This window comes from Paenibacillus sp. BT-177 (assembly GCF_025846815.2).
GTDB classification, from domain to species: Bacteria; Bacillota; Bacilli; order Paenibacillales; family Paenibacillaceae; genus Paenibacillus; species Paenibacillus polymyxa_C.
Map to the genome: position 1 here is coordinate 31,673 of NZ_JAOYTP010000017.1, position 21,341 is coordinate 53,013.

Below are 21,341 nucleotides of genomic sequence, written 5' to 3' on the forward strand. Positions count from 1 at the left end.
ATAATTGTCTTGACATTGTTCATAGTCAATGCTAATATAGCAAAGGTGCGTGAGCAGCCTATATGCTATTGGGTCTTTTCGGAGGAATGAGATATGTCTAAAGAACAGGGACTGCAAGATGCTCATGTCAAAATCGGTACCAAACAAACCATTCGTATGGTAGAATTGGGCTTCGCCTCGGAAGTATATGTGGCAGAAGACGCAGATCAGCGTCTCACTTCCAACATCATTGATTTATGCGATAAGCACGGGGTCAAAGTGACTCTTGTAGACACAATGAAAAATCTCGGAGCTGCATGCGGGATTGAAGTGGGAGCCGCGATGGCTGCTATCGTAAAACAATAGGGTAAGGAACGTTTTTGTCTAGGGAATCGTTATTCTTGGCGGCAAAGACTTTTCATTTGTTCTTTTATGAACCGCCTGGGTCTGTGGGCTTAGATAAGGTTTGTAAAGTAACAGCAAAAATTGAGGAAGGGGGTGGCAACCAACATGCCAACTATTAACCAACTGGTTCGTAAAGGACGTCAAGCCAAAATCGAGAAATCGAAATCACCGGCTTTGCAAAAAGGTTTTAATGCCTTGAAACGTGAAGCTACCGACATCAGTGCCCCGCAAAAACGCGGAGTGTGCACTCGTGTAGGTACTATGACTCCGAAAAAACCGAACTCCGCACTTCGTAAATATGCCCGTGTTCGCTTGACGAACCGTGTAGAGGTGACTGCTTACATTCCAGGTATTGGACATAACCTTCAAGAACACAGCGTAGTGCTGATTCGCGGTGGTCGTGTAAAAGACCTTCCGGGTGTACGTTACCACATCGTTCGCGGTGCTTTGGATACTGCAGGCGTAAACAACCGCATGCAAGCTCGTTCCAAATACGGCGCAAAACGCCCTAAAGCTAAAAAATCCTAATGAATATAAACCGCATATGCAGGTTTAACATGTAAGAAAGGGGGATATCCATGCCACGCAAAGGTCCAGTTACCAAAAGAGACGTGTTGCCAGATCCGGTATACAACAGTAAGTTGGTTACTCGCTTGATCAACCGCATCATGCTCGACGGAAAACGAGGCGTTGCTCAAAGCATTCTGTATAATGCGTTCAAGCTTATCCAAGAACGTACGGGTAATGACCCGATGGAAGTATTTGAAGCAGCTATCAAGAATATCATGCCAGTCCTGGAAGTTAAAGCACGCCGTGTCGGCGGTGCCAACTACCAAGTACCAATCGAGGTAAAACCAGAAAGACGTACGTCCCTGGGATTACGTTGGCTCGTAAACTACTCCCGCAACCGCGGCGAGAAAACTATGGAAGAGCGTTTGGCGGCTGAGATTATCGATGCTTCCAACAACACAGGCGCTTCCGTGAAGAAACGTGAAGACACGCACAAAATGGCTGAAGCGAACAAAGCGTTTGCTCACTATCGTTGGTAGGATTCAGCTCAAAAAAAATAACTTCAATTTTGAAGGGAGACCCATTTCATGGCAAGAGAGTTCTCCTTGAAAAATACACGTAATATCGGGATCATGGCTCATATTGACGCGGGTAAAACCACAACAACAGAGCGGATCTTGTTCTACACAGGCCGTACGCACAAAATCGGTGAAGTTCACGAAGGTGCTGCGACAATGGACTGGATGGAACAAGAACAAGAGCGCGGAATCACGATTACTTCCGCTGCGACGACCGCTGCCTGGAAAGGTCACCGCGTCAATATCATCGACACCCCGGGGCACGTTGACTTCACTGTTGAAGTTGAACGTTCCCTTCGTGTATTGGACGGAGCAGTTGGTGTTTTCAGTGCGAAAGAAGGCGTTGAGCCTCAGTCTGAAACTGTATGGAGACAGGCTGATCGCTATGGCGTTCCACGGATCGCATATGTAAACAAAATGGACATTATTGGTGCTGACTTCTTGAACGTTGTAGCAGATATGCGTGATCGCCTTCAAGCGAACGCAGTTGCGATTCAACTTCCAATCGGTGCGGAAAATGACTTTTTAGGTATCATCGATATCGTTGGACAAAAGGCTTATATGTACAAAGATGACCTTGGTCAAAATATCGAAGAAGCCGAAATTCCTGCGGAATACAAAGACAAAGTCGAAGAGCTCCGCAACGAATTGATTGAGAAGGTTGCTGAACTGGATGAAGATTTGACTATGAAATACCTTGAAGGCGAAGAGATCACGGTTGAGGAAATTAAAGCCGCTCTCCGCAGAGGTGTTGTAGAAGTTAAGATCTTCCCAGTTATCTGTGGATCTTCTTACCGTAACAAAGGTGTTCAGTTGATGCTGGACGCTGTTGTTGATTACCTGCCAGCTCCTATTGATGTACCAAGTATTCAAGGTCATCTGGAAGATGGAACGGAAGTTGAACGTCATTCTTCTGATGAAGAGCCTTTCTCCGCATTGGCCTTCAAAATTATGACGGACCCTTACGTTGGTAAATTGACATTCTTCCGCGTATATTCTGGTGTTCTTCAATCCGGTTCTTACGTATTGAATGCAACAAAAGGCAAACGTGAACGTATCGGACGTATTCTTCAAATGCACGCGAATAGCCGTCAAGAAATCACTGAAGTTTACTCCGGTGACATTGCGGCAGCCGTAGGTTTGAAAGATACAGGTACAGGTGATACACTGTGTGATGAGAAGAATCCTGTTATTCTCGAATCCATGAACTTCCCTGATCCGGTTATCGAAATCGCGGTTGAGCCTAAAACCAAAGCTGACCAAGACAAGATGGCAGTTGCACTCGGTAAGTTGACCGAAGAAGATCCAACTCTTCGTGCTTCTACTAACGAAGAAACTGGCCAAACTATCTTGGCAGGTATGGGTGAGCTTCACTTGGACATTATCATTGACCGTATGCGTCGTGAGTTCAAAGTGGAAACCAATGTTGGTAAACCACAGGTAGCATACCGTGAAACATTCCGTGCTCCAGCACGTGTTGAAGGTAAGTTTGTTCGTCAATCCGGTGGTCGTGGTCAATATGGTCACGTATGGGTTGAGTTCGAACCACTCGAAGCAGGTACTGGTAGCCAGTTTGAAAGCAAGGTTGTCGGTGGCTCTGTTCCAAGAGAATACATCGGACCTGCACTTGCTGGTATTGAAGAGCAAATGAAAAACGGTGTCCTTGCAGGCTTCCCGCTTGTGGACGTTAAAGCTACAATTGTGGATGGATCATACCATGATGTCGATTCCAATGAAATGGCATTTAAAATTGCCGGTTCAATGGCGCTGAAAGCAGCGAAAGACAAATGTAAACCTGTATTGCTTGAGCCGATTATGAAAGTTGAAGTAACGGTTCCAGAGGAATACATGGGTGACGTAATGGGTATGCTGAACTCCCGTCGTGGTCGGATTGAAGGTATGGATTCCCGTGGTGGTGCCCAAATTATTCGTGCAATGGTTCCATTGTCCGAAATGTTTGGATATTCCACTACACTTCGCTCCGGTACACAAGGACGCGGTGTGTTCTCCATGGAGCTTCATCACTATGAAGAAGTTCCGAAGAGCATTGCTGAAGAGATCGTTGCCAAAACCAAAGGCGGCGAGTAATACAGTGTATTAGCTGATCGGATACTCTAGGTTTTTCCAAGAGGTTTCCGACAGCCTAAAAATAAAACATGTTATTGAGGAGGAATTGTTCAAATGGCAAAGGCTAAGTTTGAACGTAACAAACCGCACGTTAATATCGGTACAATTGGTCACGTCGATCATGGTAAAACAACTTTGACTGCTGCAATCACAACTGTACTTTCCAAAACTTACGGTGGTGCTGCTGTAGCATTCGATCAAATCGATAAAGCTCCAGAAGAGCGCGAACGCGGTATCACAATCTCCACTGCACACGTGGAATACGAAACACCTAACCGTCACTATGCACACGTTGACTGCCCAGGTCACGCCGACTATGTTAAAAACATGATCACTGGGGCTGCACAAATGGACGGAGCGATTCTGGTTGTATCCGCAGCTGACGGTCCTATGCCGCAAACTCGCGAACACATCCTCTTGTCCCGTCAAGTAGGTGTTCCATACATCGTTGTATTCCTGAACAAATGCGACATGGTTGAAGACGAAGAGTTGCTGGAATTGGTTGAAATGGAAGTTCGCGACTTGCTGAGCGAGTATGACTTCCCAGGCGACGACACTCCAATCACTCGTGGTTCCGCTCGTGAAGCACTGCAAAACCCAGATGGCGACTGGGCTAAGAAAATCGTTGAAATGTTCGAAACAATCGACACTTACATCCCAACTCCAGAACGCGACACTGACAAGCCTTTCCTTATGCCTGTCGAGGACGTATTCTCCATCACTGGTCGTGGTACAGTTGCTACAGGCCGTGTAGAGCGTGGTACTGTTAAAGTGGGCGACGAAATCGAAATCATCGGTATTCAAGAAGAATCCCGTAAATCCGTAGTAACAGGCGTAGAAATGTTCCGTAAATTGCTTGACTCCGCTCAAGCTGGTGACAACATCGGCGCACTGCTTCGCGGTGTAGATCGTGCACAAATCGAGCGTGGCCAAGTATTGGCTAAACCAGGTTCTGTTAACCCACATACAGAATTCTCTGCTCAAATCTACGTTTTGACTAAAGAAGAAGGCGGACGTCACAAACCTTTCTTCACTGGTTACCGTCCACAGTTCTACTTCCGTACAACTGACGTAACTGGTATCATTACTCTGCCAGAAGGTTCCGAAATGGTAATGCCTGGTGATAACATTACGGTTACTGTTCAACTGATCAGCCCAATCGCGATTGAAGAAGGAACTAAGTTCTCCATTCGTGAAGGTGGACGTACAGTTGGTGCAGGCGCTGTAGCAACAATCTCCAAATAATAAGGCTACGAGCCTTGAATATAGCAACATTGTACTGGAACGAGTAACATCGTATTGGAATGAAGTAAAACGAGCCCCTGCCATGGTGCGGGGGCTTTTCTCTTGAGGAAAATTGCAAGCTACGAGCACAATTGTTATCTTTGAAAATAAGATGCATTGTTTTTTTACGTTTTTGCTTGCAATAGGCAGAAGTATTCGATATAATAACTAATGTTGTTTGTGACTGTGCGATGATGTGAGAGGTTACTGACACACCCGGCCCCTTTGCCATGGGAGGGCTGTCGGAAAATTTTCACGGAGTATGTCCGATACCAAATTGGGCGATAGAAGGAGGGACTAAAATGGCAAAGCAAAAAATTCGTATTCGTTTGAAAGCTTACGATCACAGAATTCTTGATCAATCCGCTGAGAAAATTGTTGAAACAGCTAAACGTTCGGGTGCAGGTGTTTCCGGACCAATTCCGCTGCCAACTGAAAAACAAATCATTACTATTCTCCGTGCGGTACACAAGTACAAGGATTCTCGGGAACAATTCGAAATGCGCACACACAAGCGTTTGATCGACATTGTTAATCCGACTCCACAAACTGTGGATGCCTTGATGCGCTTGGACCTGCCGTCCGGTGTAGATATCGAAATTAAATTGTAATATGTAATCAGGAAAAGAAAAGAGGTGTCAACATGAAAGGTATCTTAGGAAAAAAACTCGGAATGACTCAAGTGTTTACCCCTGAAGGTAACGTACTTGCTGTTACGGTTATCGAAGCTGGTCCTTGTGTTGTTCTGCAAAAGAAAGATCTGGAAAACGATGGATACGAAGCTATCCAACTCGGATTCTCTGATAAAAAAGAAAAAAGATCCAACAAACCTGAAGCAGGGCATGCCAAAAAAGCAAATACTGCACCTAAGCGCTACGTTCGTGAACTTCGTGGCATCGACCTTGCTGCGTACGAGGTTGGCCAAGAACTGAAGGCTGATGTCTTCACAGAAGGCGAATTCGTTGACGTAACAGGTATTTCTAAAGGTAAAGGTTTTGCCGGCGTTATCAAACGTTGGGGACAAAGCCGCGGACCAATGGCACACGGCTCGCGTTACCACAGAGGTCCAGGTTCTATGGGTTCCATTCAAGCTAACCGCGTTCCTAAAGGTAAACACTTGCCAGGACACATGGGGCATGAAACGGTAACGATTCAACGCCTTGAAGTTGTTAAGATCGATACAGAACGTAATGTATTGCTCGTGAAAGGTTCCATTCCAGGACCTAAAAACAGCTTCGTTAAAGTATTAGAAACGGTGAAAAAATAATCAACTGAGGAAAGGAGGAACATAAAATGCCAAAAGTAGCACTATTTAATATTAGCGGCAGCCAAGTTGGCGAAATTGAATTGAACGATGCAGTGTTCGGTATCGAACCGAATAAACACGTTCTTCATGACGCTGTTGTTATGCAATTGGCTTCCCTGCGTCAAGGTACTCACAAAGTAAAAGGACGTTCTGAAGTACGTGGCGGCGGACGTAAACCTTGGAAACAAAAAGGTACTGGTCGCGCTCGTCAAGGTTCAATTCGTGCACCACAATGGGTTGGTGGCGGTACTGTATTCGGTCCGACTCCACGCAGCTATGCTTACAAATTGCCTAAAAAAGTTCGTCGTCTGGCGATCAAATCGGCACTGTCATCCAAAGTGATTGAGAATGAAATCATCGTATTGGACGCTCTTACACTGAACGGACCTAAAACGAAAGAATTCGCAGCCATTTTGAATAACCTTAAAGCTGATCGTAAAGCATTGATTGTAGCTCCTAGCTATGATGACAATGTAGCACTGTCCGCTCGTAATATTCCTGGTGTGAAGTTTGTAGCCGCAGACGGCATTAATGTTCTTGATGTGCTCGGACACGACAAACTGATCATTACGAAGGAAGCAGTTCAGAAGGTAGAGGAGGTGCTCGCGTAATGAAGGATCCTCGTGATATTATCAAACGTCCGATTATCACCGAACGTACGGCTGGTATGATGAATGACTTGAAATATGTTTTCGAAGTTGACATTCGTTCCAATAAAGTCGAAGTTAAAAAAGCAATCGAAGCAATTTTTAACGTGAAAGTAAGTAACGTTAATACACTTCGTGTGCCTGCGAAACCAAAACGCTACGGTCGTCATTCCGGCTATACGAGCGAGTGGAAAAAAGCGTTCGTAACGCTGAGCAAAGACAGTAAGCCGCTTGAGTTTTTTGAAACAGTATAATTGAATCTGTAAAGTAAGGAGGGAAACTCAGTGCCAATTAAAAAGTATAAACCGACGTCCCCGGCCAGACGTGCAATGTCTGTATCTACTTTCGAGGAGATCACAACAAATCAGCCCGAGAAATCGTTGCTGGCACCTCTGAGCAAGCAAGCTGGACGTAATAACCAAGGTAAAATTACAGTTCGTCATCATGGCGGCGGACACAAACGTAAATACCGTATTATTGACTTCAAACGTAACAAAGATGGAATACCGGGCCGCGTTGCTACGATCGAATATGATCCAAACCGTACGTCCAACATCGCACTTATCCACTATGTGGATGGTGAAAAACGTTACATCATCGCTCCTAAAGGTCTGAAAGTAGGAGATGTAGTGGTATCCGGTCCGGACTCCGATATTAAAATCGGTAACTCCTTGCCATTGGAAAACATTCCAGTAGGTACGGTTATCCACAATATCGAATTGAAACCGGGTAAAGGTGGCCAACTTGTTCGTGCTGCTGGTACGGAAGCCCAACTTCTTGGTAAAGAAGAGAAGTATGTTACAATTCGTTTGACTTCTGGTGAAGTGCGTCGCATTCTGAAAGTTTGCCGTGCTACAATCGGATCTGTAGGTAACGAAGACCACGAACTTGTTAAGATCGGTAAAGCTGGTCGTAGTCGTTGGTTGGGACAACGCCCTGAAGTTCGCGGTGTTGTTATGAACCCTAACGATCACCCACACGGTGGTGGTGAAGGTCGCGCTCCAATCGGACGTAAATCTCCAATGTCTCCATGGGGTAAACCAACCCTTGGTTACAAGACACGTAAAAAAGGCAAAGCATCTGATAAGTACATCGTTCGTCGTCGTACTAAGTAATAAAACGTGCGCTTAAGTCGCACGTTAACATATTAAAGAACGACTACGTTTTAACGAAGGGAGGATTCACAAATGGGTCGCAGTCTCAAAAAAGGACCATTTATTGATGGTTACCTGTTGAAAAAAGTAGAGGTTTTGAACGAGTCTGACAAAAAAGTCGTGATCAAAACTTGGTCCCGTCGCTCTACGATTTTCCCGCAATTTATCGGACACACGTTTGGTGTATATGATGGTCGTAAACACGTGCCTGTATACGTAACGGAAGATATGGTTGGACACAAATTGGGCGAATTCGCTCCAACGCGTACGTACAAAGGCCATACGGATGACGATAAGAAAACAAGAAGATAATCAACACAGCGTAGTGTTTGAGAGGAGGTAACTCAATGGAAGCAAAAGCACATGCTAAATCCGTGCGGATTTCCGCTCGCAAAGTGAAACTTGTTATCGATTTGATTCGTGGCAAGCAGGTAGGTGAGGCGATTGCAATTCTTCGTCACACTCCGAAATCCGCTTCTCCAGTCGTTGAGAAATTGTTGAATTCTGCTATCGCGAACGCAGATCACAACTACTCTATGGACGTAAATAAATTGGTAGTGTCTGAGGTTTTTGTAAACCAAGGTCCTACAATGAAACGGTTCCGCCCGCGTGCAATGGGTCGTGCAAGCCGCATCAATAAACGCACCAGTCATATTACTCTGGTGGTATCTGAAAAATAAGGAGGGAAAACGTGTGGGCCAAAAGGTAAATCCCGTCGGACTCCGAATCGGTATTATCCGTGATTGGGAATCCAAATGGTATGCAGGCAAAGATTTCGGTGATCTTTTGCTGGAAGACGTTAAGATTCGTGAGCATCTGAAGAAAAGATTGAAAGACTCCGCTGTATCCCGTGTTGAAATCGAGAGAGCAGCTAACCGTGTCAACGTAACGATTCACACTGCGAAACCAGGTATGGTTATCGGTAAGGGTGGTTCCGAAGTTGAAAATCTGCGTAATGAAATCACTAAAATCGCAGGCGGTAAAAAGGTACACATCAATATCTCTGAAATTAAAAATCCTGAACTGGATGCAATTCTTGTTGCTGAAAGCATTGCACAACAATTGGAACGTCGTGTTTCTTTCCGTCGTGCGTTGAAACAAGCAATTCAAAGAACTATGCGTTCCGGTGCAAAAGGAATTAAAACTCAAGTAGGCGGACGTCTTGGCGGTGCCGAAATCGCTCGTTCCGAAGGATACAGCGAAGGAACTGTTCCACTGCATACACTTCGTGCTGACATCGACTACGGTACAGCAGAAGCTCATACTACTTATGGCCGTCTTGGCGTAAAAGTATGGATCTATCGTGGAGAGGTTCTTCCTCCAGCTAAGAAACAAGCTCCTCAGGAAGGAGGCAACTAATCATGTTGGTACCTAAACGCGTAAAACATCGTAAACAACAACGTGGTCACATGAAGGGTCGTGCAAAAGGCGGTACTACACTGAATTTTGGTGAGTACGGTTTGCAAGCTACTGAACCAGCATGGATCACTAACCGTCAAATCGAAGCTGCTCGTATTGCGATGACTCGTTACATCAAACGTGGTGGTAAGGTTTGGATTAAAATTTTCCCTGACAAACCAATTACTCAAAAGCCTCTTGAGGTTCGTATGGGTAGTGGTAAAGGTAACGTAGAAAAATGGGTTGCAGTAGTGAAACCAGGTAAGATCATGTTTGAACTTGCTGGTGTACCGGAAGAGATTGCTCGTGAAGCAATGCGTCTTGCCGCTCACAAACTGCCAATCAAAACTAAGTTTGTGAAACGTGAAGAATTGGGTGGTGAAGCAAATGAAGGCTAGTGAATTCCGCAACCTTACCACTGCTGAAATCGAACAAAAGATCTCTGGTTTTAAAGAAGAACTTTTCAACCTTCGTTTTCAACTCGCTACCGGTCAGCTTGATAACCCGACTCGGATCGGTGCTGTGCGTAAGGAAATTGCTCGTGCTAAAACTGTGATCCGTGAAAGAGAACTTGGGATTAGCTAAGATATTAGACCGGGTGGAAATTCCGCCTGTAATTAGGAAGGAGGCCAACAATGAGCGAACGTAATGCCCGTAAAGTATTAGTCGGTAAAGTAGTCAGCGACAAAATGGATAAAACGATTGTGATTGCTGTAGAAACTTACAAAAAACATGATCTCTACCATAAACGCATTAAAGTGACTAAAAAATTCAAAGCTCATGATGAAAACAACACTGCACAAATCGGTGATACTGTTAAAATCATGGAAACTCGTCCTTTGTCCAAAGACAAAAACTGGAGACTGGTCGAAATCGTTGAAAAAGCTGTTATAATCTAATGTAGTGTAGTTTTTCCGAAAGGAGGATAAATAAATGATTCAACCATTTACACGTTTGACTGTGGCTGACAATTCCGGCGCGAAGGAACTGATGTGTATCCGTGTGCTCGGTGGTACGGGACGTCGTACAGCTCAAATTGGTGACCTGATCGTTTGTTCCGTAAAACAAGCAACACCAGGCGGCGTTGTCAAAAAGGGTGATGTAGTAAGAGCGGTTGTCGTTCGTACTAAACGTTCTATCCGCCGTAAAGACGGTTCCTACATCGGATTTGATGAGAACGCAGCAGTGGTCGTTAAAGAAGACAAGAGCCCACGCGGTACTCGTATTTTCGGACCAGTTGCTCGCGAACTTCGTGATAAAGACTTCATGAAAATCGTTTCCTTGGCTCCGGAAGTGATCTAAATTCACCTTAAAATGTGCCCGTAGGAGGTGTACGAAATGCCAAAAGTGAAAAAAGTTCTGGAATCCCATAACAACAAGCTGCACGTCAAAAAAGACGACACTGTTCTGGTGATTACAGGTAAAGATAAAGGTAAAAAAGGTCGCGTTATCGCTGCTTATCCTCGTCAAAACCGTGTGCTTGTGGAAGGTGTTAACATGATTAAAAAACACCAAAAGCCTAATCAGCTGAATCCACAAGGCGGCATCATCGAGAAAGAAGCTCCGATTCACGTTTCCAACGTTATGCACATTGATCCGAAGAGCGGAAAAGTAACTCGTGTGGGTTACAAGGTTTTGGACAACGGAAAAAAAGTGCGTATTGCAAAACGTTCAGGCGAAGTGATCGACTAATTATTTTTTGAAGAAAGGAGGACTATGATTCATGGCAACAACAAGAATGAAAGAACGTTTCTTGAAAGAAATCACTCCTGCTTTGATGCAGAAGTTCAACTATACAACAGTGATGCAAGTGCCTAAAATCGAGAAAGTTGTAATCAACATGGGTGTTGGCGACGCAGTCCAAAACTCCAAAGTACTTGATTCGGCTCTTAACGACATGCAGCTGATCGCTGGTCAAAAACCAGTTATCACTCGCGCAAAAAAATCTATTGCAGGTTTTAAATTGCGTGAAAACATGCCGATCGGTGTAAAGGTAACACTTCGTGGCGAGCGTATGTATTATTTCTTGGACAAATTGTTCAACATCACACTCCCTCGCGTACGTGACTTCCATGGCGTATCAACAAAAGCTTTCGACGGACGTGGTAACTACACGCTTGGTTTGAAAGAACAGTTGATCTTCCCGGAAATCGAGTACGATCAAGTTGATAAAGTTCGTGGTATGGATATCGTTATCGTAACGACTGCCAAGACTGACGAAGAGTCCCGTGAGCTTCTGACTCAGCTGGGCATGCCTTTCGCGAAATAATGTTGGCATAACGTTTCGGGCGTCTGATTTAAAGACACCCTGTTCTCCGAAACTATTTAGGAGGTGTCAGGCTAAGTGGCAAAAACTTCAATGAAAGTCAAACAACAACGCGCACCAAAGTTTAAAGTTCGTGCTTATACTCGTTGCGAACGTTGTGGTCGTCCACATTCGGTGCTGCAAAAGTTTAAGATCTGCAGAATTTGCTTCCGTGAATTAGCTTATAAAGGCCAGATTCCTGGCGTGAAAAAAGCAAGCTGGTAAAAAGTCCTGTTTGGGAAGGAGGTTTATACACAATGACTATGTCTGATCCAATTGCAGATATGCTTACTCGTATTCGTAACGCGAACACTGTTCGCCACGAAACAGTAGAAATGCCTGCATCTACAATGAAAAAACAAATCGCCGACATCCTGAAACGTGAAGGATTCATTCGTGATGCGGAATTTGTTGAAGATAGCAAACAAGGGATCATCCGTATTTTCTTGAAATACGGTGCGAACAACGAGCGTGTTATCACAGGTTTGAAAAGAATCAGTAAACCAGGTCTTCGCGTTTACACGAAGAGCAATGAGATTCCACGCGTACTGGGTGGACTCGGGATCGCAATCATTTCAACATCCAAAGGTATCATGACCGACAAAGAAGCACGTCAGTCCAAAGCCGGCGGAGAAGTGGTTTGCTACGTTTGGTAATTTAACGTTTAAAAGATAGGAGGTGCAACAGATATGTCCCGTATTGGTCGTAAACCAATCACAGTACCAAGTGGTGTTGACGTGACTTTGAACAACACAGTGATCACAGTTAAAGGTCCTAAAGGAACATTGACTCGTGAGCTTCATAAAGACATGTCCGTTACTGTGGAAAATAATGAAATTAATGTAGTTCGTCCTTCGGACAACAAACTTCACCGCTCTTTGCATGGAACAACCCGCAGCGTTGTCAATAACATGGTAAGTGGTGTAACTGAAGGCTTTTCAAAATCTCTGGAGCTGGTTGGGGTCGGATATCGTGCAAGCAAATCCGGAGATAAAATCGTTCTGAACGTTGGATACTCTCATCCGGTTGAAATTTCACCGGAAGCGGGCATCGAGTTCGAAGTTCCTTCGAACACTAAAATCATCGTCCACGGAATTGATAAAGAGCGTGTAGGTGCCTATGCTGCTAAAATCCGTTCTGTTCGTGAACCTGAACCGTACAAAGGTAAAGGGATTAAATACGAAGGCGAGCGCATCATCCGTAAAGAAGGTAAAGCCGGTAAGAAGAAATAAGTTTCTTACCGACTTTTGTGCGGTCTTTCTACTGGAAAGACTTGTACTTCTTTTTTACCCAGTGCGTCTTAGTATAAAGTTTTAAAAGGCAAACTGAAGGGAGTGAAAACTTGAGATGATTACAAAACAAGATAAAAATAAAGCGCGTGTCAGAAGACATCTGCGTGTACGTAAGAAAATCGAAGGTACGGCTGTACGTCCTCGTTTGAACGTATTCCGCTCTTCCAAGCATATCTACGCACAACTGATTGATGATGTTGCTGGTGTAACATTGGTTTCTGCATCCACTATGGATAAAGAGCTGAGCAGCGAAATCAAAAACGGTGGTAGTGTAGAAGCAGCTCGTAAGGTTGGCGAACTCGTTGCTAAACGTGCGAAAGAAAAAGGCCATGCTAACATCGTATTTGATCGTGGTGGATACTTGTATCATGGACGGATTCAAGCTTTGGCTGATGCAGCTCGCGAAGCAGGCCTTGAATTCTAAGACATTTCTCAAAAGGAGGTTAACGACTTGCGTGTAGATCCGAATACTTTGGAACTGACTGAAAGAGTAGTAAATATTAATCGTGTAGCTAAAGTTGTCAAAGGCGGACGCCGTTTTAGCTTCAGTGCTCTGGTAGTAGTGGGCGACGGCAACGGCTGGGTAGGCGCTGGAATCGGTAAAGCGGGCGAAGTACCTGATGCGATTCGCAAAGGTATTGAAGATGCTAAGAAAAACCTGGTTCACGTTCCACTCGTAGGCACAACAATTCCTCACCTTGTCACAGGTAAGTTCGGTGCTGGCCGGGTTCTGTTGAAACCGGCATCGGAAGGTACTGGGGTTATCGCTGGTGGTCCAGTTCGTGCTGTTCTGGAACTTGCTGGTGTAGGTGATATCTTGACAAAATCTTTGGGTTCTTCGAATTCCATGAATATGGTCAATGCGACTTTGGAAGGTTTGTCCCGCTTGAAACGCGCTGAAGATGTTGCTAAATTGCGCGGCAAATCCATCGAAGAGCTGCTGGGCTAAGGAGGGAATATCATGGCGAAATTAGAAATTACCCTCGTTCGTTCGTTGATCGGCCGTCCTGGTACTCAGAGAACGACTGTTAAAACGCTCGGCTTGCGTAAAATCAACCATAAAGTAGTTCAACCCGACAATGCAGCGATTCGCGGGATGATTAATCAAGTTAGCCATTTGGTTTCTGTTAAAGAAATCGAGGCTTAAGAAATAAAGTATTTTAACAATAATCAAGGAGGTGCAACGAACGATGAAGTTACATGAGCTTTCCCCAGCTCCAGGCTCCCGCAAAGAACGTAAACGTTTGGGTCGTGGTCCTAGTAGCGGTACGGGTAAAACTTCTGGTCGTGGTCATAAGGGTCAAAACGCTCGTTCCGGCGGTGGTGTACGTCCGGGCTTCGAGGGTGGTCAAAACCCACTGTATCGTCGCTTGCCTAAACGCGGTTTCGTAAATCCTACTCGTAAAGAGTATGCGGTTTTGAATATCGAAGATTTGAACAGTTTTGCAGCGGGTACAGAAGTAAGCCCTGAGTTTTTGCTGAACAATGGTATTGTGAAGAACGCGAAATCCGGAATTAAAATTCTGGGTAACGGTGAAATCACTGTGAAATTGACAGTTAAAGCGAACAAGTTCTCTCAATCTGCGGTAGAGAAAATTGAAGCTGCCGGCGGTAAAACCGAGGTGATCTAATGTTCAAGACCCTGAAAAATATATGGCGGGTTGAGGATCTTAGAACCCGAATCCTGTTTACCCTGTTTATACTCTTTGTATATCGTATTGGCTCCTTCGTGCCGGTTCCCGGTGTGAATAAGCAAGTCTTTACTTCTCAGGATCAGGCAGGAAGCGAGTTGTTTGGACTCCTTAACACCTTCTCAGGGGGCGCATTGTATCAGTTTTCGATCTTCGCCCTCGGGATTATGCCATATATTACAGCGTCCATCATTGTACAGTTGCTGTCAATGGACGTGATTCCGAAACTTGCGGAATGGGCTAAACAAGGAGAGCATGGTAAAAAGAAATTGGCTCAAATTACACGGTATGGTACTGTAATACTAGGCTTAATCCAAGCATTCGGAACGTCGATTGGTTTCAATCGACTGTACGGTGCAGCGATGATTCCAGGTGCTACTTTTGCCGATTATCTGGTTATTGCCATTGTGCTTACAGCAGGGACTACGTTCCTTATGTGGCTCGGTGAGCAAATTACCGAAAAGGGAATCGGTAATGGTATCTCTATTGTAATCTTTGCAGGGATCGCGGCAGGTATTCCAAGACATATTCGGACGATTGTAGAATCTCAGTTTATTCAAGCAGATCAGCTGTTTATGAATATCCTGAAGGCAATTATCATTGCCTTGGTGGTTGTTCTGATTATTGTGGGTGTTATCTACATCCAACAAGGTATTCGGAAAATTCCAGTACAATACGCAAAACGTGTAGTTGGCAACAAGATGTACGGTGGCCAGAATACGCATATTCCGATGAAAATAAATGCGGCAGGCGTTATTCCGGTAATCTTTGCGGTATCATTGCTGCAATTCCCGACAATTATTGCGAGTTTCTGGGCAGATCATGCTTGGGCTAAGTGGATTACCACTTACTTGTATTATGACAAGCCGCTGGGCATGGTTTTGTATGTCGTAATGATTATCGGTTTCACATTCTTCTATACCTTTGTACAGATGAATCCGCAGCAAATGGCCGACAACATGAAGAAAAACGGCGGTTATATCCCGGGTATTCGTCCAGGTAAAGCTACGGAGAAATACTTGACACGAGTAATGTCACGTTTGACAATGACAGGTGCTTTGTTCCTAGCAGTCATATCCGTTTTGCCGGTATTCTTCGGTTCGCTTTCGGGCTTGCCTCGTTCCGTGCAAATTGGCGGTACTTCATTGCTCATCATTATTGGTGTAGCATTGGATACGATGAAGCAAATCGAAAGCCAACTGATCAAACGCCATTACAAAGGCTTCATCAACAAATAGGCAATAGGTACCGGCATAGGATGTTCGCATGCTTACCGGCACCTTTTGTGCTGTTTCTTGTGTAGGGGTCGTCTTGAGGAGTGACAGATTGTGAATATTTTGATCATGGGCCCTCCGGGGGCTGGTAAAGGTACACAAGCAGATGTCATTGTGAAGGAGTTCGGCATTCCTCATATCTCGACAGGTGATGCGTTTCGCCTAGCGATGAAACAGGGAACACCTATTGGCATTAAAGCCAAAGAGTATATTGACAAGGGTGAACTTGTTCCGGATGATGTAACAATCGGTATCGTTGAAGAACGACTACAGCAGCCGGATTGCAAGAAAGGTTTCTTGCTAGACGGTTTTCCAAGAACTTTAGCTCAAGCTGAAGCCTTGGATCAAATTTTGGGTCGTTTGAACACGAAGCTGGATGATGTCATCAACCTGAAAGTGGATCGTGACAACTTGTTGGCACGAATCACAGGACGGCGAGTTTGTAAAAGCTGCGGAGCTAGCTATCATATTGTCTTTAATCCTCCTAAGGTTGAAGGCATTTGCGATAAAGACGGTGGTGAACTCTATCAGCGTCCTGACGATAACGAAGATAGCGTAAGAACACGACTTGACGAATATAGTAATAAAACAGCACCACTCCTCACGTTTTATGAGAACCAGAATCTTCTGCGTCATATTGACGGAGAACAGGATATTGATGTGGTTTCCCAAAATATCGTGTCCTTGTTGCGGGGTTAGCTGTAATGATCATTTGCAAGTCGGGGACGGAATCAAGCTTTATGAGGAAAGCTAGGAAAATGAATTCGGCAACGAGTCATTTCTTAGCAGGACACATCGAGCCCGGTATTACGACCGGTGAACTTGATCATTTAGCTGATCGGTATATTCGCAGTCAGGGAGCTGTGCCGTCTTTTAAAGGTTATAACGGTTTTCCTGCTAGCATTTGCGCTTCAGTCAACGAACAACTGGTGCACGGATTTCCCGGCAAACGCAAGTTAAACAAAGGCGATGTCCTTACTAAAACTCGCCAGTTTACAATGTCGCATGCCATTCGGCAATATATTGAGAATCCAAACCGTGGTATTTCCGAGCAGGGACCGAGGCTGAAAACCGGCATTGTGCTGGCTATTGAATCAATGATTCCAATAGGTACTCACCTTGTAGGGACGCTAGAAGACAACTGGACGGTCGTTACGATGAACGTAATCTCTTGTGCTCCTTATGAGCAATTGGTGACGGACGAAGCGGACGACATGGACATTTTCACGAAACTGAGTGCGTAGGTGATTGGAATGAATCAGCAAGGAAACCTGCAAATCGGTCAGCTGGTGAAGATTCTGAAAGGCAGAGGTGCCGGACAGATTGCGGTTGTCGTTTCAATAGCAGATAGCAGGTTTGTGTATATTGCGGATGGGGATAAACGAAAGTTTGATCAAGCGAAGAAGAAAAATGTTCTTCATTTGGTGCCTCAGCCAAAGATTAGTAGCGAGATTGTAAATAGTTTAAACGAAAGCGGTCGGGTGACGAACGGAAAACTGCGGCATGTAGTGAAAACTTTCCTGGACTCGTCCGAATACCAAGCTGAAGAGAAAGGAGACTGACTTTGGCCAAAGAAGATGTCATTGAGGTTGAAGGTACGGTAATCGAGCCACTGCCGAACGCTACGTTCAAGGTAGAGCTGGAGAACGGTCATCAAATTCTTGCTCATGTTTCCGGAAAGCTGCGGATGCACTTTATCCGTATTTTGACAGGCGACAAGGTGGTTGTACAGTTATCGCCTTACGATTTAACCAAAGGCCGTATAACGTACCGCAAGTAATTCATGCAGGTTTTTATTAAACGTATGTCATTTAAAAAAACTTGTTTTGCTCGGCAAAACGATGTGAATGTTCACGAAGCGAGTTTTACCAGGGTAAAGCTTGGAGGAGGTAATCAACATGAAGGTAAGACCTTCTGTAAAACCTATTTGCGAGAAATGCAAAGTCATTCGCCGCAAAGGGAATGTAATGGTTATTTGCGAAAATCCGAAACACAAACAAAAACAAGGTTAATAGAAGGGGGTGTAGCGTAAAATGGCTCGTATAGCTGGTGTGGATTTGCCACGTGACAAACGCGTTGAGATCGCCTTGACTTACATTTTCGGAATCGGTAAGACGACTTCTCAGAAAATTTTGAAGGAAACAGGCATCAGTGCAAACACGCGTGTTCGTGATTTGACTGAAGATGAAGTGAGCAAATTACGTGAAACGATCGACAAAGAAGTTAAAGTAGAAGGCGATCTGCGTCGTGAAATTTCCTTGAATATTAAACGTCTGACTGAGATTGGCTGCTACCGTGGTGTTCGTCACCGTCGTGGATTGCCTGTTCGCGGACAACGTACTAAAACTAATGCTCGTACCCGTAAAGGTCCTCGTCGGACTGTAGCGAACAAGAAGAAATAAGAAGGGAGGATAACATTCAATGGCTAAACCGAAAAAAGTTGTACGCACAAAACGCCGTGACCGTAAAAATATCGAGAGTGGCGTGGCACACATCCGTTCCACGTTCAACAACACGATCGTTACGATCACAGATCCACACGGTAACGCAATCTCTTGGGCCAGCTCAGGCGGCATGGGATTCCGTGGTTCCCGTAAATCTACTCCATTCGCAGCGCAAATGGCCGCAGAAACTGCTGCTAAAGCTGCTATGGAACACGGCATGAAGACAGTCGAAGTCATGGTTAAAGGACCTGGTGCAGGTCGCGAAGCAGCAATCCGCTCTTTGCAAGCTGCTGGTCTGGAAGTTAACCTGATCAAAGATGTAACTCCGGTACCTCATAACGGATGCCGTCCTCCAAAACGTCGTCGCGTCTAATGAGATTTCTCCTCTGCGTGTAGTATAGATCCGGCACAAACTGCCAAGAATGGATGTTTAGGTATACTGCATGATAGACTATGGATAAGGTGAATGTTTCATATAGGAGCGACGTTTTGAAGGAGGGATATTGCAGTGATAGAAATCGAAAAGCCGAAAATTGAGACGGTTGACGTCAATGATGATGGCACCTATGGAAAATTCGTAGTAGAACCGCTGGAACGCGGATACGGTACGACGCTTGGGAACTCGCTTCGCCGTATTCTGTTATCCTCGTTACCGGGGGCAGCAGTCACATCGGTTCAGATCGATGGGGTTCTGCACGAGTTTGCAACGGTTCCCGGTGTGAAGGAAGACGTAACGGAGATCATTCTGAACTTGAAAGCTTTATCGCTTAAAATCCACTCAGATGAAGAGAAAGTACTCGAAATCGATGCGGAAGGCGAAGGAGTTGTAACGGCAGGTGATATCCGTGCGGATAGTGATGTGGAAATTCTTAATCCGGATCTTCACATTGCAACGCTCGGACCGGGTTCGAGACTTCACATGCGTATTTTTGCCAATCGCGGTCGCGGTTACGTTAAGCAGGATCGGAATAAACGTGATGACCAGCCGATCGGCGTCATTCCCGTCGACTCCATCTACACTCCGATTGCACGCGTGAACTACGGCGTAGAAAATACGCGTGTCGGCCAGGTTACGAATTATGACAAGCTGACACTTGAGGTTTGGACTGACGGAACTATTCGTCCTGAAGAAGCTGTGAGCCTTGGAGCCAAAATTTTGACCGAGCATGTGATGCTATTCGTGGGTCTCACGGATGAAGCAAAAGATGCAGAAATTATGGTCGAAAAAGAAGAAGACAAAAAAGAAAAAGTTCTTGAAATGACGATCGAAGAGCTGGATCTCTCCGTCCGTTCCTATAACTGCCTTAAGCGCGCTGGTATCAATACGGTACAAGAACTCACGACTAAATCTGAAGAAGATATGATGAAGGTCCGTAACTTGGGTCGCAAATCTTTGGAAGAAGTACAAGAGAAGCTCGAGGAACTTGGTTTAGGACTTCGTACGGAAGAATAGCACAGCAACGTTTTTGTGAAGGAGGGGAAACTACATGGCATACCAAAAATTGGGCCGTAATTCTAGTGCCCGTAAAGCTTTGTTTCGTGATTTGGTAACCGATCTGTTCTTGTATGAGCGTATCCAAACTACTGAGGCTAAAGCGAAAGAAGTTCGTTCTATTGCTGAAAAACTGATCACCAAAGCGAAAAAAGGAGATCTGCACGCACGTCGTCAAGTGGCTGCGTTCGTTCGCCGTGAAACTTTGGATGGTGAGCAGGATGCAATCCAAAAGCTGTTTAGCGAATTGGCTACACGTTACAATGAGCGTCCAGGTGGATACACTCGTATCCTGAAACTGGGACCTCGTCGTGGCGACGCCGCTCCAATGGTATATCTGGAATTGGTTGACCGCGCGTAAACAGGCGAAGATGAGGGAAGGGTGGACAGAATCGGCTTGATTCTGAACAACCCTTTTTTTCTCTTGGAGGAGTCCTTGAGGGGCTTCTCCTTTGTTATGTTCGGTTATTTCCTGTAAGACCAGAGAATACCCCTACAAAGGTGTGAGAAGCATGCGGAACTTGTGCATGAAGGTGAACTATGATGGAACCCACTATGATGGCTTTCAGACGCAGCCTAGTGGCAACACTATTCAGGACTGCCTTGAAAATGCTATATACTCATTGACGGGCGAACGTCTGAAAATTACGGGCTCAGGACGGACAGATGCAGGTGTGCATGCATACGGGCAGGTATTCAATTTTCATACTGAATCGCCGATTCCGATACATCGCTGGTGTCTGGCACTTAATGCCTGGCTGCCTCGTGATATCATCGTTACGGATGCGAGAGAGGTGCCACTGTCCTTTCATGCACGCCGCATGGCGAAGCGGAAGACGTATCGGTACAGTATTAATGCGAACCGGTTTCCAGACATCTTTCACCGTCGTACACAGGCCCATCATCCAACGAGTCTGGATGTAAGAGCGATGGAAAAGGGGTTGGCTCATTTAGTGGGCACCTTTGACTATACTTCGTTCGCATCTCGACGTTCCCAAAAGACGAACCATGTTCGCACTATTTACGAAGCCTATATAACGGTAGACCATTCCTTTTCGCGTCCAGGGTCGGATGATCAGGGAATTATTCATACGTATATTACAGGTAGCGGATTTTTGCAGCACATGGTTCGGATTATAATGGGGACTTTGCTGGAAGTGGGAGAAGGCAAAAAATCGCCGGATGATATTCCTTCCATTTTGGAAGCAAAAAACCGTTCAAAGGCCGGACCTACTGCCGTTGGACACGCTTTAACGCTCTGGAATGTAGAGTACGAAGAAAACATCAAAAAACATTGATTTTTCCCTTGCAGAATTGATGGTTATCCTGTAATATAAAAGTTGTGTTTTCTTAATGGCTTTCCCACAGCCCCAATTAAGATAATCACCTTATAGCAACATCTAATCCATCAATAATGCAGCAACTTAACGAACGAAGATAAATGATGATTTCTGT

General features: G+C 45.1%; 37 protein-coding genes. All 37 read left to right on the forward strand.

The genetic code is table 11. From position 1 onward, the window contains the following. The first annotated feature begins 93 nt into the window (after nucleotides 1–93). Nucleotides 94–345: a ribosomal L7Ae/L30e/S12e/Gadd45 family protein gene (locus OIU26_RS25085; protein WP_264218357.1), complete on the forward strand. Its 252-nt coding sequence runs from the start codon at nucleotides 94–96 to the stop codon at nucleotides 343–345. A 144-nt stretch (nucleotides 346–489) separates the two neighbouring features. Continuing rightward, complete coding sequence (rpsL, locus tag OIU26_RS25090) at nucleotides 490–912, forward strand: 30S ribosomal protein S12 (RefSeq protein WP_007432587.1); 423 nt, start codon at nucleotides 490–492, stop codon at nucleotides 910–912. A gap of 50 nt (nucleotides 913–962) precedes the next feature. Then, entirely contained in the window at nucleotides 963–1,433 is a 471-nt protein-coding gene (gene rpsG, locus OIU26_RS25095; RefSeq protein WP_007432586.1) for a 30S ribosomal protein S7, read from the forward strand. A gap of 48 nt (nucleotides 1,434–1,481) precedes the next feature. Next, nucleotides 1,482–3,560 (forward strand): elongation factor G, encoded by a 2,079-nt coding sequence (gene fusA / locus OIU26_RS25100; protein WP_165084286.1) that lies wholly within the window; start codon nucleotides 1,482–1,484, stop codon nucleotides 3,558–3,560. A 93-nt stretch (nucleotides 3,561–3,653) separates the two neighbouring features. Continuing rightward, the gene (tuf, locus tag OIU26_RS25105; protein ID WP_013373267.1) at nucleotides 3,654–4,844 is read left to right on the forward strand and encodes an elongation factor Tu; all 1,191 of its coding nucleotides are present in this window, start codon (nucleotides 3,654–3,656) and stop codon (nucleotides 4,842–4,844) included. A 341-nt stretch (nucleotides 4,845–5,185) separates the two neighbouring features. After that, the gene (rpsJ, locus tag OIU26_RS25110) at nucleotides 5,186–5,494 is read left to right on the forward strand and encodes a 30S ribosomal protein S10 (RefSeq protein ID WP_005544556.1); all 309 of its coding nucleotides are present in this window, start codon (nucleotides 5,186–5,188) and stop codon (nucleotides 5,492–5,494) included. 32 nt (nucleotides 5,495–5,526) lie between these two features. Continuing rightward, nucleotides 5,527–6,150 carry a 50S ribosomal protein L3 gene (gene rplC / locus OIU26_RS25115; RefSeq protein WP_013312161.1) on the forward strand — a complete coding sequence of 208 codons (624 nt, stop codon included), beginning with the start codon at nucleotides 5,527–5,529 and terminating at the stop codon, nucleotides 6,148–6,150. A gap of 26 nt (nucleotides 6,151–6,176) precedes the next feature. After that, the gene (gene rplD, locus OIU26_RS25120) at nucleotides 6,177–6,800 is read left to right on the forward strand and encodes a 50S ribosomal protein L4 (RefSeq protein WP_013312160.1); all 624 of its coding nucleotides are present in this window, start codon (nucleotides 6,177–6,179) and stop codon (nucleotides 6,798–6,800) included. After that, entirely contained in the window at nucleotides 6,800–7,090 is a 291-nt protein-coding gene (rplW, locus tag OIU26_RS25125) for a 50S ribosomal protein L23 (RefSeq protein WP_013373266.1), read from the forward strand. The genes rplD and rplW overlap by 1 nt, the downstream gene beginning before the upstream one ends. Before the next feature lie 30 nt (nucleotides 7,091–7,120). After that, nucleotides 7,121–7,951 carry a 50S ribosomal protein L2 gene (rplB, locus tag OIU26_RS25130; protein WP_016818651.1) on the forward strand — a complete coding sequence of 277 codons (831 nt, stop codon included), beginning with the start codon at nucleotides 7,121–7,123 and terminating at the stop codon, nucleotides 7,949–7,951. A gap of 72 nt (nucleotides 7,952–8,023) precedes the next feature. After that, on the forward strand, nucleotides 8,024–8,302 hold the full coding sequence (rpsS, locus tag OIU26_RS25135; RefSeq protein WP_007432579.1) for a 30S ribosomal protein S19: 279 nt from the start codon (nucleotides 8,024–8,026) through the stop codon (nucleotides 8,300–8,302). Nucleotides 8,303–8,337: 35 nt separating this feature from the next. After that, a complete protein-coding gene (gene rplV / locus OIU26_RS25140) occupies nucleotides 8,338–8,670 on the forward strand; it encodes a 50S ribosomal protein L22 (protein WP_007432578.1) in 333 nt (110 codons plus the stop codon). A 13-nt stretch (nucleotides 8,671–8,683) separates the two neighbouring features. Next, nucleotides 8,684–9,349 carry a 30S ribosomal protein S3 gene (rpsC, locus tag OIU26_RS25145; RefSeq protein ID WP_007432577.1) on the forward strand — a complete coding sequence of 222 codons (666 nt, stop codon included), beginning with the start codon at nucleotides 8,684–8,686 and terminating at the stop codon, nucleotides 9,347–9,349. 2 nt (nucleotides 9,350–9,351) lie between these two features. Then, entirely contained in the window at nucleotides 9,352–9,786 is a 435-nt protein-coding gene (gene rplP, locus OIU26_RS25150; RefSeq protein ID WP_007432576.1) for a 50S ribosomal protein L16, read from the forward strand. Beyond that, nucleotides 9,776–9,973, forward strand: a complete 198-nt coding sequence (rpmC, locus tag OIU26_RS25155; protein WP_007432575.1) for a 50S ribosomal protein L29 — start codon at nucleotides 9,776–9,778, stop codon at nucleotides 9,971–9,973. The genes rplP and rpmC overlap by 11 nt, the downstream gene beginning before the upstream one ends. A 50-nt stretch (nucleotides 9,974–10,023) precedes the next feature. Then, a complete protein-coding gene (gene rpsQ / locus OIU26_RS25160) occupies nucleotides 10,024–10,287 on the forward strand; it encodes a 30S ribosomal protein S17 (RefSeq protein WP_007432574.1) in 264 nt (87 codons plus the stop codon). A gap of 34 nt (nucleotides 10,288–10,321) precedes the next feature. Then, nucleotides 10,322–10,690, forward strand: a complete 369-nt coding sequence (gene rplN / locus OIU26_RS25165) for a 50S ribosomal protein L14 (RefSeq protein WP_007432573.1) — start codon at nucleotides 10,322–10,324, stop codon at nucleotides 10,688–10,690. Between the two features lie 36 nt (nucleotides 10,691–10,726). Further along, nucleotides 10,727–11,080, forward strand: a complete 354-nt coding sequence (gene rplX / locus OIU26_RS25170) for a 50S ribosomal protein L24 (protein WP_013312155.1) — start codon at nucleotides 10,727–10,729, stop codon at nucleotides 11,078–11,080. Nucleotides 11,081–11,111: 31 nt separating this feature from the next. After that, on the forward strand, nucleotides 11,112–11,657 hold the full coding sequence (gene rplE, locus OIU26_RS25175; RefSeq protein WP_007432571.1) for a 50S ribosomal protein L5: 546 nt from the start codon (nucleotides 11,112–11,114) through the stop codon (nucleotides 11,655–11,657). Nucleotides 11,658–11,732: 75 nt separating this feature from the next. Next, nucleotides 11,733–11,918: a type Z 30S ribosomal protein S14 gene (locus tag OIU26_RS25180; RefSeq protein ID WP_010348808.1), complete on the forward strand. Its 186-nt coding sequence runs from the start codon at nucleotides 11,733–11,735 to the stop codon at nucleotides 11,916–11,918. A 32-nt stretch (nucleotides 11,919–11,950) separates the two neighbouring features. Continuing rightward, nucleotides 11,951–12,349, forward strand: coding sequence for a 30S ribosomal protein S8 (gene rpsH, locus OIU26_RS25185; RefSeq protein WP_007432570.1), 399 nt, complete (start codon nucleotides 11,951–11,953; stop codon nucleotides 12,347–12,349). A 33-nt stretch (nucleotides 12,350–12,382) separates the two neighbouring features. After that, on the forward strand, nucleotides 12,383–12,925 hold the full coding sequence (gene rplF / locus OIU26_RS25190) for a 50S ribosomal protein L6 (protein ID WP_165084284.1): 543 nt from the start codon (nucleotides 12,383–12,385) through the stop codon (nucleotides 12,923–12,925). Nucleotides 12,926–13,040: 115 nt separating this feature from the next. Beyond that, nucleotides 13,041–13,409, forward strand: coding sequence for a 50S ribosomal protein L18 (gene rplR / locus OIU26_RS25195; RefSeq protein WP_007432568.1), 369 nt, complete (start codon nucleotides 13,041–13,043; stop codon nucleotides 13,407–13,409). Nucleotides 13,410–13,436: 27 nt separating this feature from the next. Next, nucleotides 13,437–13,934 carry a 30S ribosomal protein S5 gene (rpsE, locus tag OIU26_RS25200; protein ID WP_013373261.1) on the forward strand — a complete coding sequence of 166 codons (498 nt, stop codon included), beginning with the start codon at nucleotides 13,437–13,439 and terminating at the stop codon, nucleotides 13,932–13,934. 12 nt (nucleotides 13,935–13,946) lie between these two features. Beyond that, nucleotides 13,947–14,132 (forward strand): 50S ribosomal protein L30, encoded by a 186-nt coding sequence (gene rpmD, locus OIU26_RS25205; RefSeq protein WP_013373260.1) that lies wholly within the window; start codon nucleotides 13,947–13,949, stop codon nucleotides 14,130–14,132. 43 nt (nucleotides 14,133–14,175) lie between these two features. Then, complete coding sequence (rplO, locus tag OIU26_RS25210; protein WP_013312149.1) at nucleotides 14,176–14,616, forward strand: 50S ribosomal protein L15; 441 nt, start codon at nucleotides 14,176–14,178, stop codon at nucleotides 14,614–14,616. Beyond that, nucleotides 14,616–15,914: a preprotein translocase subunit SecY gene (secY, locus tag OIU26_RS25215; protein WP_013373259.1), complete on the forward strand. Its 1,299-nt coding sequence runs from the start codon at nucleotides 14,616–14,618 to the stop codon at nucleotides 15,912–15,914. Before rplO ends, secY begins: the two co-directional genes overlap by 1 nt. A gap of 90 nt (nucleotides 15,915–16,004) precedes the next feature. After that, nucleotides 16,005–16,649 (forward strand): adenylate kinase, encoded by a 645-nt coding sequence (locus OIU26_RS25220; protein ID WP_013373258.1) that lies wholly within the window; start codon nucleotides 16,005–16,007, stop codon nucleotides 16,647–16,649. A 5-nt stretch (nucleotides 16,650–16,654) separates the two neighbouring features. Then, complete coding sequence (locus OIU26_RS25225; protein WP_040102792.1) at nucleotides 16,655–17,194, forward strand: M24 family metallopeptidase; 540 nt, start codon at nucleotides 16,655–16,657, stop codon at nucleotides 17,192–17,194. Nucleotides 17,195–17,203: 9 nt separating this feature from the next. Beyond that, on the forward strand, nucleotides 17,204–17,512 hold the full coding sequence (locus OIU26_RS25230; RefSeq protein ID WP_264218358.1) for a KOW domain-containing RNA-binding protein: 309 nt from the start codon (nucleotides 17,204–17,206) through the stop codon (nucleotides 17,510–17,512). Between the two features lie 2 nt (nucleotides 17,513–17,514). Beyond that, nucleotides 17,515–17,730, forward strand: coding sequence for a translation initiation factor IF-1 (gene infA, locus OIU26_RS25235; protein ID WP_006212898.1), 216 nt, complete (start codon nucleotides 17,515–17,517; stop codon nucleotides 17,728–17,730). A gap of 118 nt (nucleotides 17,731–17,848) precedes the next feature. Continuing rightward, entirely contained in the window at nucleotides 17,849–17,962 is a 114-nt protein-coding gene (gene rpmJ / locus OIU26_RS25240; protein ID WP_003333770.1) for a 50S ribosomal protein L36, read from the forward strand. A 21-nt stretch (nucleotides 17,963–17,983) separates the two neighbouring features. Further along, nucleotides 17,984–18,352, forward strand: a complete 369-nt coding sequence (rpsM, locus tag OIU26_RS25245; RefSeq protein ID WP_007432560.1) for a 30S ribosomal protein S13 — start codon at nucleotides 17,984–17,986, stop codon at nucleotides 18,350–18,352. Between the two features lie 19 nt (nucleotides 18,353–18,371). Then, entirely contained in the window at nucleotides 18,372–18,767 is a 396-nt protein-coding gene (gene rpsK / locus OIU26_RS25250; RefSeq protein ID WP_007432559.1) for a 30S ribosomal protein S11, read from the forward strand. Between the two features lie 135 nt (nucleotides 18,768–18,902). Beyond that, a complete protein-coding gene (locus OIU26_RS25255; RefSeq protein ID WP_013373254.1) occupies nucleotides 18,903–19,847 on the forward strand; it encodes a DNA-directed RNA polymerase subunit alpha in 945 nt (314 codons plus the stop codon). A 34-nt stretch (nucleotides 19,848–19,881) separates the two neighbouring features. Further along, nucleotides 19,882–20,247 carry a 50S ribosomal protein L17 gene (gene rplQ, locus OIU26_RS25260; protein WP_013373253.1) on the forward strand — a complete coding sequence of 122 codons (366 nt, stop codon included), beginning with the start codon at nucleotides 19,882–19,884 and terminating at the stop codon, nucleotides 20,245–20,247. 151 nt (nucleotides 20,248–20,398) lie between these two features. Continuing rightward, the gene (gene truA, locus OIU26_RS25265; protein ID WP_025365929.1) at nucleotides 20,399–21,184 is read left to right on the forward strand and encodes a tRNA pseudouridine(38-40) synthase TruA; all 786 of its coding nucleotides are present in this window, start codon (nucleotides 20,399–20,401) and stop codon (nucleotides 21,182–21,184) included. The last annotated feature ends 157 nt before the right edge of the window (nucleotides 21,185–21,341 follow it).

Bases quoted from the DNA above. Each gene is read 5' to 3' on its own strand.
- rplP (WP_007432576.1), top strand. From the start codon at position 9,352: ATGTTGGTACCTAAACGCGTAAAACATCGTAAACAACAACGTGGTCAC.
- rplX (WP_013312155.1), top strand. From the start codon at position 10,727: ATGCCAAAAGTGAAAAAAGTTCTGGAATCCCATAACAACAAGCTGCAC.
- OIU26_RS25230 (WP_264218358.1), top strand. From the start codon at position 17,204: ATGAATCAGCAAGGAAACCTGCAAATCGGTCAGCTGGTGAAGATTCTG.
- rplO (WP_013312149.1), top strand. From the start codon at position 14,176: ATGAAGTTACATGAGCTTTCCCCAGCTCCAGGCTCCCGCAAAGAACGT.
- truA (WP_025365929.1), top strand. From the start codon at position 20,399: ATGCGGAACTTGTGCATGAAGGTGAACTATGATGGAACCCACTATGAT.
- rpsL (WP_007432587.1), top strand. From the start codon at position 490: ATGCCAACTATTAACCAACTGGTTCGTAAAGGACGTCAAGCCAAAATC.
- rpsK (WP_007432559.1), top strand. From the start codon at position 18,372: ATGGCTAAACCGAAAAAAGTTGTACGCACAAAACGCCGTGACCGTAAA.
- fusA (WP_165084286.1), top strand. From the start codon at position 1,482: ATGGCAAGAGAGTTCTCCTTGAAAAATACACGTAATATCGGGATCATG.
- rplQ (WP_013373253.1), top strand. From the start codon at position 19,882: ATGGCATACCAAAAATTGGGCCGTAATTCTAGTGCCCGTAAAGCTTTG.
- rpsG (WP_007432586.1), top strand. From the start codon at position 963: ATGCCACGCAAAGGTCCAGTTACCAAAAGAGACGTGTTGCCAGATCCG.
- rpmD (WP_013373260.1), top strand. From the start codon at position 13,947: ATGGCGAAATTAGAAATTACCCTCGTTCGTTCGTTGATCGGCCGTCCT.
- secY (WP_013373259.1), top strand. From the start codon at position 14,616: ATGTTCAAGACCCTGAAAAATATATGGCGGGTTGAGGATCTTAGAACC.
- rplR (WP_007432568.1), top strand. From the start codon at position 13,041: ATGATTACAAAACAAGATAAAAATAAAGCGCGTGTCAGAAGACATCTG.
- rplN (WP_007432573.1), top strand. From the start codon at position 10,322: ATGATTCAACCATTTACACGTTTGACTGTGGCTGACAATTCCGGCGCG.
- rpmJ (WP_003333770.1), top strand. From the start codon at position 17,849: ATGAAGGTAAGACCTTCTGTAAAACCTATTTGCGAGAAATGCAAAGTC.
- rpsQ (WP_007432574.1), top strand. From the start codon at position 10,024: ATGAGCGAACGTAATGCCCGTAAAGTATTAGTCGGTAAAGTAGTCAGC.
- rpsJ (WP_005544556.1), top strand. From the start codon at position 5,186: ATGGCAAAGCAAAAAATTCGTATTCGTTTGAAAGCTTACGATCACAGA.
- OIU26_RS25085 (WP_264218357.1), top strand. From the start codon at position 94: ATGTCTAAAGAACAGGGACTGCAAGATGCTCATGTCAAAATCGGTACC.
- rpsH (WP_007432570.1), top strand. From the start codon at position 11,951: ATGACTATGTCTGATCCAATTGCAGATATGCTTACTCGTATTCGTAAC.
- rpsM (WP_007432560.1), top strand. From the start codon at position 17,984: ATGGCTCGTATAGCTGGTGTGGATTTGCCACGTGACAAACGCGTTGAG.
- rplV (WP_007432578.1), top strand. From the start codon at position 8,338: ATGGAAGCAAAAGCACATGCTAAATCCGTGCGGATTTCCGCTCGCAAA.
- rpsS (WP_007432579.1), top strand. From the start codon at position 8,024: ATGGGTCGCAGTCTCAAAAAAGGACCATTTATTGATGGTTACCTGTTG.
- rplF (WP_165084284.1), top strand. From the start codon at position 12,383: ATGTCCCGTATTGGTCGTAAACCAATCACAGTACCAAGTGGTGTTGAC.
- rplW (WP_013373266.1), top strand. From the start codon at position 6,800: ATGAAGGATCCTCGTGATATTATCAAACGTCCGATTATCACCGAACGT.
- OIU26_RS25225 (WP_040102792.1), top strand. From the start codon at position 16,655: ATGATCATTTGCAAGTCGGGGACGGAATCAAGCTTTATGAGGAAAGCT.
- rpmC (WP_007432575.1), top strand. From the start codon at position 9,776: ATGAAGGCTAGTGAATTCCGCAACCTTACCACTGCTGAAATCGAACAA.
- rplE (WP_007432571.1), top strand. From the start codon at position 11,112: ATGGCAACAACAAGAATGAAAGAACGTTTCTTGAAAGAAATCACTCCT.
- rplD (WP_013312160.1), top strand. From the start codon at position 6,177: ATGCCAAAAGTAGCACTATTTAATATTAGCGGCAGCCAAGTTGGCGAA.
- rplC (WP_013312161.1), top strand. From the start codon at position 5,527: ATGAAAGGTATCTTAGGAAAAAAACTCGGAATGACTCAAGTGTTTACC.
- tuf (WP_013373267.1), top strand. From the start codon at position 3,654: ATGGCAAAGGCTAAGTTTGAACGTAACAAACCGCACGTTAATATCGGT.